Source organism: Pseudomonas sp. lyk4-R2A-8 (assembly GCF_030209095.1).
GTDB lineage: Bacteria > Pseudomonadota > Gammaproteobacteria > Pseudomonadales > Pseudomonadaceae > Aquipseudomonas > Aquipseudomonas quebecensis.
Genome location: NZ_JARVSS010000017.1, coordinates 97173 through 113980, shown reverse-complemented (window position 1 = coordinate 113980; position 16808 = coordinate 97173). Strand labels below are relative to the sequence as shown.

Annotated in this window: 12 protein-coding genes; 5 read left to right on the top strand and 7 right to left on the bottom strand. The window is 60.9% G+C overall.

What is annotated here, in order from left to right; genetic code table 11:
• Window positions 1-58: 58 nt before the first annotated feature.
• The gene (gene glyA / locus QRN10_RS18035) at window positions 59-1312 is read right to left on the bottom strand and encodes a serine hydroxymethyltransferase (RefSeq protein WP_017528864.1); all 1254 of its coding nucleotides are present in this window, start codon (window positions 1310-1312) and stop codon (window positions 59-61) included.
• Between the two features lie 228 nt (window positions 1313-1540).
• The gene (locus tag QRN10_RS18030) at window positions 1541-5392 is read right to left on the bottom strand and encodes a sensor domain-containing protein (protein ID WP_285428824.1); all 3852 of its coding nucleotides are present in this window, start codon (window positions 5390-5392) and stop codon (window positions 1541-1543) included.
• A 239-nt stretch (window positions 5393-5631) separates the two neighbouring features.
• Between QRN10_RS18030 and QRN10_RS18025 the strand changes: the two genes are divergently transcribed.
• The 4 genes from QRN10_RS18025 (at window position 5632) to gdhA (ending at window position 9814) form a co-directional block, all read left to right on the top strand.
• The gene (locus tag QRN10_RS18025) at window positions 5632-5976 is read left to right on the top strand and encodes a hypothetical protein (RefSeq protein ID WP_266246848.1); all 345 of its coding nucleotides are present in this window, start codon (window positions 5632-5634) and stop codon (window positions 5974-5976) included.
• A gap of 78 nt (window positions 5977-6054) precedes the next feature.
• Window positions 6055-6192 carry a cupin domain-containing protein gene (locus QRN10_RS18020; RefSeq protein ID WP_181080051.1) on the top strand — a complete coding sequence of 46 codons (138 nt, stop codon included), beginning with the start codon at window positions 6055-6057 and terminating at the stop codon, window positions 6190-6192.
• A 318-nt stretch (window positions 6193-6510) separates the two neighbouring features.
• On the top strand, window positions 6511-8175 hold the full coding sequence (gene ettA / locus QRN10_RS18015; RefSeq protein ID WP_181080050.1) for an energy-dependent translational throttle protein EttA: 1665 nt from the start codon (window positions 6511-6513) through the stop codon (window positions 8173-8175).
• A gap of 301 nt (window positions 8176-8476) precedes the next feature.
• On the top strand, window positions 8477-9814 hold the full coding sequence (gene gdhA, locus QRN10_RS18010) for an NADP-specific glutamate dehydrogenase (RefSeq protein ID WP_285428823.1): 1338 nt from the start codon (window positions 8477-8479) through the stop codon (window positions 9812-9814).
• Here the strand turns inward: gdhA and QRN10_RS18005 are convergent.
• The 5 genes from QRN10_RS18005 to QRN10_RS17985 all read right to left on the bottom strand — a co-directional run bounded on the left by QRN10_RS18005 (window position 9811) and on the right by QRN10_RS17985 (window position 14002).
• Window positions 9811-10308 carry a GreA/GreB family elongation factor gene (locus tag QRN10_RS18005; protein ID WP_253509476.1) on the bottom strand — a complete coding sequence of 166 codons (498 nt, stop codon included), beginning with the start codon at window positions 10306-10308 and terminating at the stop codon, window positions 9811-9813. The genes gdhA and QRN10_RS18005 overlap by 4 nt on opposite strands.
• Before the next feature lie 69 nt (window positions 10309-10377).
• Window positions 10378-10734 carry a hypothetical protein gene (locus QRN10_RS18000; RefSeq protein ID WP_181080047.1) on the bottom strand — a complete coding sequence of 119 codons (357 nt, stop codon included), beginning with the start codon at window positions 10732-10734 and terminating at the stop codon, window positions 10378-10380.
• A gap of 117 nt (window positions 10735-10851) precedes the next feature.
• Window positions 10852-11175, bottom strand: a complete 324-nt coding sequence (locus QRN10_RS17995) for a chorismate mutase (RefSeq protein WP_253509473.1) — start codon at window positions 11173-11175, stop codon at window positions 10852-10854.
• A 393-nt stretch (window positions 11176-11568) separates the two neighbouring features.
• A complete protein-coding gene (locus tag QRN10_RS17990; RefSeq protein ID WP_285428822.1) occupies window positions 11569-13422 on the bottom strand; it encodes an Lnb N-terminal periplasmic domain-containing protein in 1854 nt (617 codons plus the stop codon).
• 91 nt (window positions 13423-13513) lie between these two features.
• Window positions 13514-14002: a DUF3015 domain-containing protein gene (locus tag QRN10_RS17985; protein WP_016973832.1), complete on the bottom strand. Its 489-nt coding sequence runs from the start codon at window positions 14000-14002 to the stop codon at window positions 13514-13516.
• Window positions 14003-14268: 266 nt separating this feature from the next.
• Here QRN10_RS17985 and QRN10_RS17980 point away from each other — a divergent pair, with 266 nt between their 5' ends.
• Complete coding sequence (locus QRN10_RS17980; protein WP_181080044.1) at window positions 14269-16710, top strand: Lon protease family protein; 2442 nt, start codon at window positions 14269-14271, stop codon at window positions 16708-16710.
• Window positions 16711-16808 lie beyond the last annotated feature (98 nt).

The following is a 16808-nucleotide window of genomic DNA, read 5'->3' as shown; positions in this document are numbered from 1 at the left end:
AAATCTGGCATAAAAAAGCCCGGCTCTAGAGCCGGGCTTCTTATTCAAGCAACTGCAATCAAGCGCCGTATACCGGCAGCTTCTTGCAGATGGCCTTGACCTTCTCACGTACCGCGTCGATCACGGCTTCGTTGTTCAGGTCAGCCAGGATGTCGCAGATCCAGCCGGCCAGTTCCTTGCACTCTGCTTCCTTGAAGCCGCGAGTGGTCACAGCCGGGGTGCCGAAACGCAGGCCGGAAGTGACGAACGGCGAGCGTGGGTCGTTCGGTACCGAGTTTTTGTTCACGGTGATGAAGGCTTTGCCCAGGGCAGCGTCCGCATCTTTACCGGAGATGTCCTGCTTGATCAGCGACAGCAGGAACAGGTGGTTTTCAGTACCGCCGGACACCACGTCAAAGCCACGCTCGATGAACACACCGGCCATGGCCTTGGCGTTCTTCACCACTTGTTGCTGGTAGGTCTTGAACTCAGGCTGCAGGGCTTCCTTGAAGCAGATCGCTTTAGCGGCGATCACGTGCTCCAGCGGGCCACCCTGGGCACCAGGGAAGACGGCGGAGTTCAGCTTCTTCTCGATCTCGGCGTTGGCGCGCGCCAGGATCAGGCCGCCACGTGGACCGCGCAGGGTTTTGTGGGTGGTGGTGGTGACCACGTCAGCGAATGGCACCGGGTTCGGGTAGACGCCGGCGGCGACCAGACCGGCCACGTGGGCCATGTCGACGAACAGGTAGGCACCGACTTTGTCGGCGATGGCGCGAAAACGCGGGAAGTCCAGGATCTGCGAGTAGGCAGAGAAACCGGCCACGATCATTTTTGGCTTGTGCTCAACGGCCAGGCGCTCGACTTCGTCGTAGTCGATCAGGCCATTGGCATCGATACCGTATTGAACGGCGTTGTACAGCTTGCCGGAGGAGGACACGCTGGCGCCGTGGGTCAGGTGACCGCCGTGGGCCAGGCTCATGCCCAGAATGGTGTCGCCGCCTTGCAGCAGGGCCAGATACACGGCGCTGTTGGCCTGGGAACCGGCGTGCGGCTGGACGTTGGCGTAATCGGCGCCGAACAGTTCCTTGGCACGGTCGATGGCCAGTTGTTCAACCACGTCGACGTACTCGCAACCACCGTAGTAGCGCTTGCCCGGGTAGCCTTCGGCGTACTTGTTGGTGAGTACAGAGCCTTGAGCCTCCATCACCGCAGGGCTGGTGTAGTTTTCCGAAGCGATCAGCTCAATGTGCTCTTCCTGGCGCACGGCTTCTTGCTCCATGGCGGCGAAGAGATCGGCGTCGTACTTGGCAATAGTCAAATCACGGCTGAACATGGCGGTCCTCAAGGATCGGGGGCAGAAAAGGAGGGCATTCTAACCCAATGGGTTTTAGATGGCATATGAAAGGACGTCATGTCGCGGACAAGCGGGATTCACCTCGGGATGGGTGGTGGCTGTGCCGGCCTCATCGGGGGCAAGCCCCCTCCCACCTTCGATTTGTGAATACATTCAAATGTGGGAGGGGGCTTGCCCCCGATGAGGCCAGTGGCCGCACCACACCCTTCAATCGAACATGAAGAGGGCATCATTGCTGAACTGCGCCTCGAACCGATTCGCCGGCATCGGCCGCCCGAACAGGTAGCCCTGGACCTCGTCGCAACCATGTTCGCGCAGGAAGTCCAGTTGCTCATGGGTTTCCACGCCCTCGGCGATCACCGCCAGGTTCAGGCTGTGGGCCATGGCGATAATCGCGCGGGCGATCTGCGCGTCCTGTTCGCCGGACGGCAGGCCGTCGACGAAGGTGCGGTCGATCTTCAGCACATCGATGGGGAATTGCTTGAGGTAGTTGAGCGACGAGTAACCGGTGCCGAAGTCGTCCACCGCAATGCTCAAGCCCAGGTTTTTCAGGCTGTCGAGGATGTGCATGGCTTCGTTGACTTCACGCATCAGGATACTTTCCGTCAGCTCCAGTTCCAGACACGCCGGCGGCAGGCCGGTGTCCTTCAGAATGTTGGCGATGCGCGTGCCCAACTGGCCGTCGGAAAACTGCCGCGCGGAGATGTTCACCGAGACTTTCGGCACGCGCACTTTGTTCTGATGCCAGGTCTTGAGCTGGCGGCAGGCCTCGCTGATGACCCAGTCGCCTACGTCCACCACCAGGCCCAGCTCTTCCAGTACCGGGATGAAGTCGCCTGGGGGCACCAGCCCGCGCCGTGGGTGGCGCCAGCGCAGCAGGGCTTCGGCGCCGGTCAGGCGTTTGCCGTCGCCGCTGAACTGCGGTTGGTAATAGAGCACGAATTCGTTCTGGTCGAGGGCGTGGCGCAGGTCGCTTTCCAGTTCCAGGCGTTCCAGCGCGCTGGCGTTCATGTCGGCCTGGTAGAACTGGAAGTTGTTCTTGCCGCGCTCCTTGGCGTGATACATCGCCGTGTCGGCGTTTTTCATCAGTTGGCTCAGCTCATTGCCATCCTGCGGGCTCAGGGCGATACCGATACTGGCGGTCACAAAGAACTCGCGGCCTTCCAGCACGAACGGCTTCACCAGGCTCGCAAGGATTTGCTCGGCCACATGAATGGCGCGGTTGAGCGCCAGTTCACGATTGACCCGGGGTTGCAGCAACAAGGTGAATTCGTCGCCGCCCATGCGCGCTACGGTGTCGTCTTCGGCCACGCAGCCGAGCAGGCGGGTTGCCATTTCCTTGAGCATGCGGTCGCCGGCGGCGTGGCCCAGGGAGTCGTTGATCGGTTTGAAGCGGTCGAGGTCGAGGAACATCAGCACCACCCACGACTTCTGCCGTTCGGCCGCCTGCAACGCGGTGTGCAGGCGGTCCTGGAACAATGTGCGGTTGGGCAGGTGAGTCAGGGCGTCGTAATAGGCCAGGCGGTGGATGCGCTGTTCGCTGGCCTTGCGCTCGCTGATGTCGCTGAAGAAACACACATAGCTGGCCAGGTCGCCTTCGTCGTCGAACACTGCGGTAATGCCGACCCAGGCCGGGTAATGCTCGCCGTTGCGGCGCTTGAGCCACACCTCGCCTTCCCAGGTGCTGTGCTGGTGCAATTGCTTGAGAACGTAGCGCAGGTGGGCTTCCTGCTGCTCGTCGACGGTCAGCATGTTCGGCAACTGGTCCAGCACATCCGCCACTTCATAGCCACTGACGCGGCTGAACGCTTCGTTGGCCTGCACGATATAGCCGGCCGGGTCGGTGATCAGGATCGCCGATGTGGAGTGCTCGAATACCGTGGCCGCCATGCGCAGGTCTTTTTCCGCGCGGCGTTGCTGGCTGATGTCGCGGCCCACGCCGAGGATGCCCTCGAAGGTGCCGTGCTCGTCCCATACCAGCACCACGCGCAGTTCGATCGGCACTTTGCGGCCATCGGCGCGCAGGCAGTCGAACAGAAACAGCTGGGTCTGCACCTGATCGCGCAGTTTGCTCAGGGCCGCCTGGTCGCCCAGCGCGCGACTGACCTGTTCCACCAGGCTGTAGATGCCGGCCAATTGCTGCGGGTTGGCGATGATCGATTGCCAACCGTTCTTGAACACCCAGTCCACGTCATAGCCCAGCACCGCATTGACCGATGGGCTGATGTAGTTGAGCGCCAGCTGGCTGTCGGTGGAGCAGATCACGTCGCTGATGCTTTCGGCGAGCATGCGGTAGCGCTGCTCGCTGTCGCGCAGCGATTCGCTGGCTTCGATCTGGTCGGTAATGTCCTTGGCCACGCCGATGATGCGCGTGACTTGCGAGCTCTTGTCCCGGGCCAGGGCCTGTTCACGGATATCGAAGCGTCGCCACTGGTTATTGCGATGGCGAAAGCGCAACTGACAGTGCAGCTGGGTCGCGTAGCCCGCCTGGCGTTGCTGCTGGCGCAGCTCGTGGTAGTGCTCGGCATCTTCGGGGTGGAGCAGGATCTCCCAGAAGTACTCGCCCATTTGCTGCAGTTCGGCGCGGTTATAGCCGAGCGTGTGGCCCAGGTGATGGTTGCTGAAAATCATGCGTTGGCTGATCACGTCCTGCACATACAGGTGGTCGGGCACCGTACGGACCACGTCCGACCAGAAGCTTTCGCGCTCCACCAGCGACAGCTCGATCAGCTTGCGGCTGGTGATATCGCTGATGCTGAGGATCACCGCCTTGAAATCGTCCTGCTGCTCCGGCAAGCGCATGACCAGCCACAGGTACTGTTCGTTGCCGGCCACGTCCTTGAGCTGGATTTCCAGCTCCAACTGGTCCTGCTGAGTCAGGACCGCCTCAAGCACGTGATAGCCGATAGAGGTAGCGTTGTCCGGGCAATCGCTGATCAGGCGCTGCCAGGCCTCTTCGCACGAGCCCACGTTCAGCAGGCGCACCGCCACCTGGTTGATTTCAGTGATGCGCAGTTCGCTGAGCAATAGCCGGCACTGCGCCGGGTCGGCCAGTCGCCAGGCCTGCAGTTGCTCGCGGGTCTGCAGGCGAGCCTTATCGAAAAAGGCATTGAGCCCCGACAGGTCCAGCACGCACAGGGCCACGCCGGTGCCTTCGAAAATATCCTGATAACGGCGCCGGCCCTCATGCACCTGGCGCTGACGGCGGCGCATGTTCAGCAGGACAATCACCGGGATCAGCGAGAACGCCAGCCCCAACAGGCATTTACCGATAAACGCCGGCAGCAGTTCTTCGAGCACGGCGGTGCGGTCGAACAGGCCGCGCAGTTGCCAGTCGCTTTTGCTCAGGGGAGTGATCAGTACGGTTTTGTTCAATTCGTCCGGGGTCAGGGCACCGGCCCATTGGGCCGGCATGCCGGTGTCGCGGCTGATCACGCGGTGGTTGAGGCGATTCTCGATGGCCCACGTCGGGCGCTGGCCCTGGTTGTCCTGGGGAGTCAGGTTGGCCAGGTACTCGGGCGCCAGGCGTAGCGCCCAGTAGACCCGCGAGCCGCCGCTGGGCTGGTGGAGCAGCAAATAGATGAGGGAACCGTCGTCGTTGTTGCTCAGGTAATACGCCTGGCCGTGGCTGCGCTCTACCAGCTCGTCGAGCCAGGCGCTGTCCTGGCTGTCCGTGGCACTGTCGCTGATCATCGCGCCGCTGGGAGCCAGCAGGGCGACGCTGCGCAATTCCGGCAGGGAACGCTGCAGTGTGCGCATCAAGGCCTGTTGCTGTTCGCTGTCGCGGGGCGCCTCGACCATCGGCAGCAGGTTGAGCGCGATCTTGGCGCTCAGGGCCATGTTCAGGCTGATTTGTTCGGCCAGGTCGGCGCTGTAGTCGATGGTGTATTGCTGTTGGTTTTTCTGGTTTTGCTGCAGTTGATCCAGCAGTTGCCAGAACAATAAAGCGAGCAGCAGAAGGACGAGCGTCGCCAATGCGCCTTTGAGAGGACCGTGCAGGGGCGCTCCTGGCGCTAGATGAGCGGCGCGCAAAGGAGTTGGCGGCGTGACTTTGGACAAGCTGTAATCCTGCGGTTTGGCTGGACTGGCGCGCGACGTGCACTATAAGCCGGACGCCCGGAGGGCGGCTAGCATGCCTTGACTTGTGGCAAAGTGCCAGTCCCGCCCGACTGAACGTGGCCGCGAGCGGCCGCGTCAGTCGTCCGTTTCAATCGACTTGTTGTCCTGCCTGAGCATGTTCGATCAAGTAGGGGTTACGTAGCTTTGTGAGCGGCAAATGCCGTTCACAGGGATACGTCATGAATAGTTTTCTGCACACTTCAAGCCAAGATGAAAATGATCACGCACGGTTCGAAATAATTAGAAGAAGGGAGCAGGGTGCACCAGAAACAGTAGCTTATATCCGCGACATTTATCAGCGCCGTTACGGGGCCGATATGACGCCCGCTTCCGACTGGCTGGTGGCACGTCGCAACCTGGCCAGTGGTGCGTTGTCGAGCGGCGCCCTGATCATGCTCGCCGCCCTGGGCTGGGTAGCCGGCGCGACGGTGTGCGGCAAGCGTCTGGCGCGGGTGGATTCCGAGAAGACTGACTGGGGTAGGCATGCATTACGATGGAACACACTATTCAGCGCTGGTCATTGAAAGGCAGTTGAGCAGGATTGACGACGAGGGCGAGCCCCACAGGCACTCCGTCGGTCAATTCGTGTTGGTAAAAAAGGCATGCTCCACGGCCACACGGAGGACCAGCGCTGGTTGCTCAAGCCTGGCATGGCCGTATGGATTGCGCCGCAGACCCTGCACGCCGGCATGGTGCACAGCCAGGTCGACCTTATCGTGCTGTACCTGGGCTTCGATTAATCCAAGGATTTCCCACCACCCTTAAACTGATTGAAGCCTCCGCGCTGATCGTTTCGCTGTGCGACCGACTGGCCGAGGAGGCCGTTCGGCCCACCGGCAGCGCGGCAGATCCATCGCGGGGTACTGGGCCAGACGCTGTGCACCTCGGCGATCCTGCTGGTGATGCTTTTGCACAGTACGCTGGACCTGAACGTGCTGGCCATCAGGTTGTTCTGATGCCGGCTGTGTGACACCGGTCGGCGTTCTGCATCTGTGCACAGGTTCATCTTGACGTAGAATACCGGCCTTTGTTTACACAGTTCATCAGAGGGCTCCATTTTGGCTCAATACGTCTTCACCATGCATCGGCTGGGCAAAGTCGTCCCACCGAAGCGGGAAATCCTGAAAAACATTTCGTTGTCCTTCTTCCCCGGCGCCAAGATCGGCGTGCTGGGCCTCAACGGTTCGGGTAAATCCACCCTGCTGAAAATCATGGCCGGCGTCGACACCGAATTCGAAGGCGAAGCGCGCCCGATGCCGGAGCTGAACATCGGTTACCTGCCGCAGGAGCCGATTCTGGATCCGACCAAGACCGTGCGCGAAGTGGTCGAAGAGGCCGTCAGCGTGATCAAAGACGCCCAGGCGCGCCTGGACGAGGTGTACGCCGCCTACGCCGAACCGGATGCCGACTTCGACAAGCTCGCCGCCGAACAGGCCAAGCTTGAGGCCATCCTGCAGGCCGGCGACGGTCACAACCTGGAGCGCCAGCTGGAAGTTGCCGCCGATGCGCTGCGCCTGCCGGCGTGGGACGCCAAGGTCGAGCACCTCTCCGGTGGTGAAAAGCGTCGTGTGGCCCTGTGCCGCCTGCTGCTGTCGGCCCCCGACATGTTGTTGCTCGACGAACCGACAAACCACTTGGACGCCGATTCCGTCGCCTGGCTGGAACATTTCCTTCACGATTTCCCGGGCACCGTGGTTGCGATCACGCACGACCGTTACTTCCTCGACAACGTGGCCGGCTGGATCCTCGAGCTCGACCGTGGCGCCGGTATCCCTTACGAGGGTAACTACTCCGGTTGGCTGGAAGCCAAGTCCGACCGTCTGGCCGCCGAGTCCAAGCAGCAATCGGCTCACGAAAAAGCCATGAAGGAAGAACTGGAGTGGGTGCGCAAAGGCGCCAAGGCCCGTCAGTCCAAATCCAAGGCGCGTCTGCAACGCTTTGAAGAAATGCAGTCGCAGGAATTCCAGAAGCGCAGCGAAACCAACGAGATCTACATCCCGGCCGGTCCGCGCCTGGGTGACAAGGTCATCGAATTCAAGAACGTAACTAAGGGCTACGGCGACCGCGTGTTGATCGACAACCTGTCGTTCTCCATGCCAAAAGGCGCGATCGTCGGCGTAATTGGTGGTAACGGTGCGGGTAAATCCACGCTGTTCCGCATGCTGATGGGCAAGGAAACTCCGGATTCGGGCAGCATTGAAATCGGTGAAACCGTGCAGCTGGCCTGTGTTGACCAGAGCCGTGAAGACCTGGACGGCAGCAAGACCGTGTTCCAGCAGATTTCCGACGGTTCCGACCAGATCCGCATCGGTAACTATGAAATCCCGTCGCGCACCTATGTCGGCCGTTTCAACTTCAAGGGCGGCGACCAGCAGAAGTTCGTCAAGGACCTGTCCGGTGGTGAGCGCGGCCGCTTGCACCTGGCCCTGACCCTGAAAGAGGGCGGCAACGTGCTGCTGCTCGACGAACCGTCCAACGACCTCGACGTCGAAACCCTGCGTTCCCTGGAAGAAGCCCTGCTGGACTTCCCTGGCGCCGCCATTGTGATCTCTCACGACCGGTGGTTCCTTGACCGCGTCGCGACGCACATCCTGGCATACGAAGATGACTCCCAAGCGGTGTTCTTCGAAGGCAACTACACCGAGTACGAAGCCGATCGCAAGAAGCGCCTGGGCGATGCTGCTGCCCAGCCGCACCGCGTACGCCACAAAAAACTGGCCTGATTCGGGCCGGGTTGAAAAAAGCGGTGCCCTCGGGCACCGTTTTTTTTTGCACATTTTCCCTGCCCCACATCATTCAACTGTGGGAGGGGGCTCGCCCGCGATAGCACTTCCTCTGACGGTGCACGCCCCAGCTTGGCAATCCCTTTTTAAGTGCATAAAACGTCCATTTCTCTGATTTATTTATATCCATTGCACCATTTAAATTCACAAAGGCGACATTTTGCCCTGTCGCGGTGCGACATGAATTGTTAAAGTCCGGCCCAATCTCATTTTAAAAACAATCAATTTGCCGAGACTCTTCATGATCGAATCCGTCGAATCCTTCCTCGCTCGCCTTAAGAAACGTGACCCCGACCAGCCGGAATTTCACCAGGCAGTAGAAGAAGTCCTGCGCAGCCTGTGGCCGTTTCTTGAAGCCAATCCGCACTATCTGACCTCTGGCATCCTGGAGCGCATGTGCGAGCCCGAGCGTGCGATTACGTTCAGGGTTTCGTGGGTGGATGACCAGGGCAAGGTCCAGGTCAATCGCGGATTCCGCATCCAGATGAACAGCGCGATCGGCCCGTACAAAGGCGGCCTGCGCTTCCATCCGTCGGTCAACCTGGGGGTTTTGAAATTCCTCGCCTTTGAACAGACCTTCAAGAATTCCCTGACCTCGCTGCCCATGGGCGGTGGCAAGGGTGGTTCGGACTTCGATCCCAAGGGCAAGAGCGACGCAGAAGTGATGCGGTTCTGCCAGGCGTTCATGAGCGAGCTGTACCGGCATATCGGTGCGGATGTCGACGTGCCGGCCGGTGATATCGGCGTGGGTGCCCGTGAGATCGGCTTCCTGTTTGGCCAGTACAAACGGCTGAGCAATCAGTTCACCTCGGTGTTCACCGGCAAGGGCATGACCTACGGCGGTAGCCTGATCCGCCCGGAAGCCACCGGTTTTGGCTGTGTGTACTTTGCCGAAGAAATGCTCAAGCGCGACGGCCTGCGCGTGGAAGGCAAGCGCGTCGCGGTATCTGGGTCCGGCAACGTGGCGCAATACGCGGCGCGTAAGGTCATGGACCTGGGCGGCAAGGTGATTTCCTTGTCTGACTCCGAAGGCACCCTGTACGCCGAGAGTGGCCTGACCGAAGAACAATGGTCGGCGCTGCTGGAACTGAAAAACGTGCGGCGCGGCCGTATCAGCGAACTGGCCGAGCGCTTTGGCCTGGAGTTCCGCAAAGGGCAAACGCCGTGGGCGCTGGCCTGCGACATCGCCTTGCCCTGCGCCACCCAGAACGAGCTGGACGCCGACGCGGCCCGCACGTTGTTGGGCAATGGCTGCATCTGCGTGGCTGAAGGCGCCAATATGCCGACCACGCTGGAGGCTGTGGATATCTTTATCGAGGCAGGGGTTCTATTCGCACCCGGCAAAGCATCCAATGCCGGCGGTGTGGCGGTGAGCGGCCTGGAAATGTCGCAGAACGCCATGCGCCTGCTATGGACCGCCGGGGAAGTGGACAGCAAGCTGCACGCGATCATGCAGTCGATCCACCACGCGTGCGTGCACTATGGCGAAGAACACGGCCGGGTTAACTACGTCAAAGGCGCGAACATCGCCGGCTTCGTGAAAGTCGCCGACGCGATGCTGGCCCAAGGCATCGTCTAAACCTCGGCGTCGATGTGCAGCACTTCGATCAACTGATCGCCGACGGGGCGCTTCCACAACACCTCGTCACCGATGCGTGCACCGAGTAATGCGCGGCCGAGGGGTGAACCCCAGTTGATCAAACCGGCGTTGGCGTCGGCCTGGTCTTCACCCACCAGTTGGATGCGCTGCTGTTCGTCTTGCTCGTTGGCGAAGGTGACCCAGCTGCCGATCTGTACTTGGTCGGTGGACGTGGCAGGCGCCACTACCTGGGCGCTTTGCACCCGCTGGTTGAAATAGCGCAAATCCCGCTCAAGGTCGGCCTGGCGCTGTTTATCGGCCTGCTCGCCCTTGGCGGATTCAGCGCCATGTTCCTGCTGCAACTGCGCGACTTTGGCGTGCAACTGCGCCAGACCTTGCGCGGTCAGGCGGTTGGGTTGCTCACTGACTTGACGCTCCACCGGCTGATCGGCCTGGGCGGCGGCGTTATCTTCATTAACAAAAGCACGGCTCATCATGATCTCCTCTATGGAGCTTGGGCCATGTTCGCCGCGCTTTAGTTTCGCTGGATGTCTGAAAGCGACCTATTGGGCGCGATAGGCCCGAGCCGCATCGCGATCCTTCTCCTGCTGCCACTCACGTTCGCGCTCATCCCAATGGCGCTCTTTGTAATCGCGCAGTTCTTCGTTCTCCCGCATCGCCTTGCACTGGCGAAAACCGTCCTCCCAGCCTTCGGCATATTCGCGCTGCTTCAGATAGCGCGGCACGTTCTTGCGAAACTCCCCGCTGATCACCCCAGCCGCCTGGCGACCGCTGCTGCAGCCATCGTCAAAGCCATCGGCGAACGCCGGCGGATAACCCTTGGCCAATAATTCCTGATGGGTGGTCTGACAACCCGCCAACCCCAGCACCGCATACAACATGACCGCATAGCGCCACATGGCGTACTCCCTGGCCGTTTTACGGCTGATAGGGAAAGTCTAGAAGGGGATTCGTCGGACGGATGTGAAGCGGGTGTGAGAAATGTGTTGGGCTTACGGTTGAGGCCAAACCTGTGCTCAGCTGACTTCAGGGGGGCAGGCCGCCTGTTGAGTGGTCAGCGCCGCATGGTCAGCCAGTTCCTGTTGGATAAACGCTGCAATCATGGCGCGGTACACCTGCTCGGTGACTTGCGGATTGGCTCCCGCCGCCTGCGCCAGATTGCGCACTTTAGCGATCACTTGTTCGACCCGTTGCGGTGCCTTGACGCCATCGGCATCTTTCTTGAAGTGGGCAGCCTGGGAGACGTAGCGGCCGCGCTCGGCCAGCAGGGTGACGATTTGCTGGTCGAGGTGGTCGATGTTGGTTCGCACTTCTTCAAGGGTGGTGCAGGTAACGGCCATGTCGAGTGAACTCCTGATTGTGCAGGCAATGCTAACAAATGTGGGAGGGGACTTGCCCCCTGATGGCATAGGTATCTACACAGCTTTGGCTTAACGCTAAACGCCCGGCGGAAGAGCTGTTGTGGCGAGCGGGCTTGTCCCGCGTTGGGCTGCGTAGCAGTCCCAAAACCAGCCTCTACAGAGTGTCTGATACACCGCGTTCTTCTTTACCGGGGCTGCTACGCAGCCCAACGCGGGACAAGCCCGCTCGCCACAGGGAGTTTTTTCAGGATCGGAAAAGTTGTGTAGAGACCCATGCCCCGATAGAGGCGTGTCAGCCACTCGATACTGGACTGAACCGCCGCCATCGGGGGCATACCCCCTACCACATGTTCGTTTTCCGGCAGGCGTTGGTCAGTAGTGATACCACTTCACTTCCAGCATCACTTCATTGACCGGCGAAGATAAATGGCTGTATTCGCGCTGGGCGCTCAGGCGCAGGCCCAGGTTGCGCGACAGTTCCCATTGCTGGTTGAGGCTGAGGCTGCGCCGTACTTCGCCATTGGTGAAGAAGTCACCCTTGGCTTCCAGGCTCAGGTTGCCCAGCGGGTTTTTCCACAGCACGCCGGTGTTGAAGCCCGCAGCGGGGGAGATGGCTTCGCTGAAGTCGTTGTTATGCTCCACCCGCACGGTGCCAAGGGCAAAGCCGAGCATGTCGTCGCGCAGTTGCCAGGTGCTGCCGGCGCCACCATTGACGTGGGCGACCAGGGTTTCGTCGTCGTGTTTGCCCGGTACGCGCTCCAGGCCACCGGTGACTTGCCACGACCAGGGTTGCAGTAACGCGTTGCGCGGGGTCAAGGAGCGGATGGTGGCCAGGTCCAGTTGCTGCAGTTGCCAGTGATTGCCTTCGTACTGGCGCAGTTTCATTTGCAGGATTTCGATCTGCGCGCCGAGGGGGAAGCCTTCGGCGTTGTCGTTGAGGTCGTGGTAAGCCATGCGCAGGCCGTATTCGCCGAAGGCCTTGTCGCCACGGGTGCCGATGCCGGCTTGCCAGGTACGTGATTCATGGCCGTCTTCCGGCAGGCCGGGCGGCTGGATCTTGAGGTCGGGCGCGGGATTCTGGTTGATCGCGCGCAGCAGTTCGAAGCTGCGCTGGGAGCGGGCGGTGTCGCGCTCCAGGCCGTTGGCGCGGTAGCGGCCCAGGCGGTAGGCAGCGTCGATAATCAGGGCCTGGCGCTCGCGGGGCAGGGCTTTGAAGGCCGCTTGCTGCAATTGTTTCTGGTCGTCGCTGATCTTGAGCACCCATTGCTGCTCGTCGCCGTCCAGGGGGTTGGCGCGTTCAAGCAATTCGCGCTCGCGGGACGGGCGATAGTCGATTTTTTCCACCAGACCGGCCTCTTTCACCGCTTTGACGGTATCGGTGGGGATGGCGGTCAGCGGGAACTGTTCGGTCAAACGCAGGCCGGGGCGGGCGACTTGCAGCAGCTCCAACAGGCGATAGGAGCAGTTTTCGTCGAAGAAGAAGTAATCGAACTGGATCTGCTTGAGTTCCCACACATGCTCGACCATGCGCTCGGTCTCGACCTGGGTAAGGTTGAGGCGGTATTCCCACAGGTCACGGTTCTCCAGGCTACGGTACTCGGAGAGTTTTTCCTGGTAGGGCACCAGCGCGAACAGGCCGGGGTAGCCGCCCATCAGGCCTTTCCAGGCGTAGAGGATGCTGTTGTCCGAGCCCTCGATATACGCGCCGAAGTTGATCGCGTAGCTGAGCAGCGCGGTGTTGTTGCTCTGCACGTCGGCCTGGTCGATGCGCAGCAAGGTGTGGCCGAACATCGACGACGGGCTGTTGAGGTAGGCCGCCGGGAAGATCATCACCGCGCTGTGGGGGGCGACGTCCTTGAACCATTGCTTGAATTCGGCGCAGTCCACGGCGGGCAGGTCGGTCAGGTGCAACTGATCCTTGAGCCAGCGGGTACGTGCGGGGTAAACGCATTGGGCGTGTTTTTCACCCAGGTTGGCGGGCGCATAGAGTGCGTCGACGGTGGCCTTGAGTTCCGCGTCCGGATGGTGAGCGCCATCGGCCGCGAGGAAGAATTTCTTATCGCTGACATAACTGCGCCAGCCTTTGAGCTTGCCGGCTTCGTAATGGCCCAGGGAAAGCCAGAACGGATCGTTGGCCAATTGCTGCAAACGCTGATCATCAAGGTGCGGGGCCGCATACAGCGGGGCGCAGGCGAAGAGTGCCAGGCAGGCAATTCGTTTGAGCATAGAGGCAACTTAAGTCGGAAATAGAAAGACCCAAAGGGGAGGCGGGCCCAAAAATAAAACCCGCGCCTGGAGAGGCGCGGGCCGGTCGAGCTTAAGCCTGGGTCGCGTATTTCGCCAGACGGGCATCGCTTTTCAGTACAGCGAGGGTGTTGTTGTGCACGTCGTCAGCGGTCACGTCAGCCTTGCTGAAGATCTGCTGGAAGTGCTCGTGGGTCACGGCAGCGAAGTGCTCGCGATCTTCAGGGGCAACGCCCAGTACCACGGCGTAGGTGGTCAGTGCTTCGCCATTACCCTTGGCCATGTCTTCGGACAGCTCGTTCATCATGCCATTCATGGCAATCCAGGACTTGCCGCCGTAGGTCAGCGCGCTGTTGGTGCTGCAACCGTTGGTACCCGAGGTCATGCCGAAGGTGGCGTTACCGGAGGTGCCGTTGGTGGTGGAAGCCAGGAAGTGAGCCGGAGTACCGCGCTGGCCTTCGAACAACATGTTGCCCCAACCGCAGTTCGGGCCACCTGGCGCTTCTGCCATTGCATTGAGGGAGACGACGGTGAAGAGAGTACCGAGAAGGATCCGTTTCATAGCTTTGTTCTCTTTGTGTGCAACCAATGGACAAGGGTTCAGGCACTTCATAGCGCCCCAGGGATCGGTTATTAGTCCAACCCGCGCAGTTTGGAGTTTAGGCACGTTCGAAGGGTTCCGTGTGTTTTTATAAAACCGGTGGCGATTTGATGAAATATTTGCCGGTCGCGTCCCGCGTCTAAGCTTTCCCAGAGACCTGCCTTGCCAGAGCGCGCAAGGGGGAGCCAGAATGCCGTTATCTGCCCCGCCTGATGTAAGGAAGCCCGATGCCTGATCCTGTTGCTGCCAGCCTGCGTCTAGCGCCTGATGCGCTGACTCGTCCTTTCTCCGCTGAACAGTTCAGCTTCTCGACCACCAATGATTTGGAGCCCTTTCGCGGTGTGCTTGGCCAGGAACGCGCGGTTGAAGCCTTGCAGTTCGGTGTGGCCATGCCACGCCCCGGTTACAACGTATTTGTCATGGGCGAGCCGGGTACCGGTCGCTTTTCGTTCGTCAAACGCTACCTGAAGGCCGAGGGCAAGCGCCTGCAGACCCCGTCGGACTGGGTCTACGTCAATAATTTCGATGAGCCGCGCGAGCCGCGCGCCCTTGAGTTGCCCGCCGGTGGCGCCGCAGCGTTCATCACCGATATCAATGCACTGATCGACAACCTGGTGGCCACATTCCCCGCGGTGTTCGAACACCCCACCTACCAGCAGCGCAAGAGCGCCATCGACCGCGCCTTCAACCAGCGCTACGACAAGGCGCTGGATGTCATCGAACGCCTGGCGCTGGAAAAGGACGTGGCGCTGTACCGCGACAGCTCCAACATCGCCTTCACTCCCATGCTCGATGGCAAGGCGCTGGACGAGGCCGAGTTCTCGCAGCTGCCCGAGGCCGAGCGCGAGCGCTTTCATACCGATATTTCCGAGCTGGAAGAGCGCCTCAACGAAGAACTGGCCAGCCTGCCGCAATGGAAGCGCGAGTCGAATAACCAGCTGCGCCAATTCAACGAAGAAACCATCACCCTGGCCCTGCAGCCCTTGCTGGCACCGTTGTCGGAAAAATACGCGGAAAACGCGGCCGTCTGCGGTTACCTGCAAGCCATGCAGGTGTACCTGCTCAAGACCGTGGTCGAGCAACTGGTGGATGATGCCAAGACCGACGCCCAGGCCCGCAAGCTGCTGGAAGAGCAATATTGCCCGAGCCTGGTGGTGGGCCATCCGGTCAACGGCGGCGCGCCGGTGGTGTTCGAACCGCACCCGACCTACGACAACCTGTTCGGCCGTATCGAATACAGCACCGACCAGGGCGCGCTCTACACCACCTATCGGCAACTGCGCGCCGGGGCGTTGCACCGTGCCAATGGCGGATTCCTGATCCTTGAAGCGGAAAAAATGCTCAGCGAGCCGTTCGTATGGGACGCGCTCAAGCGTTCCCTGCAGTCGCGCAAGCTGAAAATGGAATCGCCCCTGGGCGAACTGGGTCGCCTGGCAACTGTGACCCTCAACCCGCAGATGATCCCGCTGCAGGTCAAGGTCATCATCATCGGTTCGCGTCAGTTGTACTACGCCTTGCAGGATGCCGATCCGGACTTCCAGGAAATGTTCCGGGTGCTGGTGGACTTCGACGAAGACATCCCGATGGTGGACGAAAGCCTGGAGCAGTTCGCGCAGTTGCTCAAAACCCGCACCTCGGAAGAAGGCATGGCGCCGCTGACGTCGGACGCCGTGGCGCGCCTGGCCACTTACAGCGCGCGGCTGGCGGAGCATCAGGGGCGCTTGTCGGCGCGCATTGGTGATCTCTTCCAACTGGTCAGCGAGGCGGATTTCATTCGCCATCTGGCGGGCGACGAGATGACTGACGCCGGCCATATCGAACGCGCGCTCAAGGCCAAGGCCACGCGCACCGGGCGGGTATCGGCGCGGATTCTCGACGATATGCTCGCCGGGGTAATCCTGATCGACACGGCCGGTGCGGCGGTCGGCAAGTGCAACGGGCTGACGGTACTGGAAGTGGGCGACTCGGCGTTCGGCGTGCCGGCGCGGATTTCCGCCACGGTGTACCCGGGCGGCAGCGGGATTGTCGACATCGAGCGCGAGGTCAACCTCGGCCAGCCGATCCACTCCAAGGGCGTGATGATCCTCACGGGTTACCTGGGCAGCCGCTATGCCCAGGAATTTCCGCTGGCGATTTCGGCCAGCATCGCTTTGGAACAGTCCTACGGCTACGTGGACGGTGACAGTGCGTCCCTGGGTGAGGCGTGTACGTTGATTTCGGCCCTGTCGAAAACCCCACTCAAGCAGTGTTTTGCCATCACCGGTTCCATCAACCAGTTTGGTGAAGTGCAGGCGGTCGGCGGGGTCAACGAGAAGATCGAAGGGTTTTTCCGTCTCTGCGAGGCCCGCGGGCTGACCGGCGAGCAGGGGGCAATCATCCCCCAGGCCAACGTCGCCACGCTGATGCTTGATGAGAAAGTGCTGCAGGCCGTACGCGCCGGGCAGTTCCACATCTATGCAGTGCGCCAGGCCGACGAAGCCTTGAGCCTGCTGGTGGGCGAGGATGCCGGTGAGCCGGATGCCGAAGGGCAATTCCCGGAAGGCACCGTCAACGCCCGTGTGGTCGAGCGGTTGCGCGCGATCGCCGAGATGATCAGCGAGGACGATCTCAAAGAAGCCGAGAAGGAATTGGCACAGCAGGCACTGGCCGAAGCCAAGCCCGCTTCATAACCGGCCCATAGGCGGTGAGCGAACTGGCCTCGCGCGGGGCAAGACCGCTCACCACATGGGTTGGTGTGTTGTCACAGAGCCGGAGTGATCGGCTCTTC

What these genes read in the sequence shown, in the direction of transcription:
- glyA (WP_017528864.1), bottom strand. Translation starts at nt 1,312, where the DNA reads ATGTTCAGCCGTGATTTGACTATTGCCAAGTACGACGCCGATCTCTTC.
- QRN10_RS18025 (WP_266246848.1), top strand. Translation starts at nt 5,632, where the DNA reads ATGAATAGTTTTCTGCACACTTCAAGCCAAGATGAAAATGATCACGCA.
- QRN10_RS18020 (WP_181080051.1), top strand. Translation starts at nt 6,055, where the DNA reads ATGCTCCACGGCCACACGGAGGACCAGCGCTGGTTGCTCAAGCCTGGC.
- gdhA (WP_285428823.1), top strand. Translation starts at nt 8,477, where the DNA reads ATGATCGAATCCGTCGAATCCTTCCTCGCTCGCCTTAAGAAACGTGAC.
- QRN10_RS18005 (WP_253509476.1), bottom strand. Translation starts at nt 10,308, where the DNA reads ATGAGCCGTGCTTTTGTTAATGAAGATAACGCCGCCGCCCAGGCCGAT.
- QRN10_RS18000 (WP_181080047.1), bottom strand. Translation starts at nt 10,734, where the DNA reads ATGTGGCGCTATGCGGTCATGTTGTATGCGGTGCTGGGGTTGGCGGGT.
- QRN10_RS17995 (WP_253509473.1), bottom strand. Translation starts at nt 11,175, where the DNA reads ATGGCCGTTACCTGCACCACCCTTGAAGAAGTGCGAACCAACATCGAC.
- QRN10_RS17990 (WP_285428822.1), bottom strand. Translation starts at nt 13,422, where the DNA reads ATGCTCAAACGAATTGCCTGCCTGGCACTCTTCGCCTGCGCCCCGCTG.
- QRN10_RS17985 (WP_016973832.1), bottom strand. Translation starts at nt 14,002, where the DNA reads ATGAAACGGATCCTTCTCGGTACTCTCTTCACCGTCGTCTCCCTCAAT.
- QRN10_RS17980 (WP_181080044.1), top strand. Translation starts at nt 14,269, where the DNA reads ATGCCTGATCCTGTTGCTGCCAGCCTGCGTCTAGCGCCTGATGCGCTG.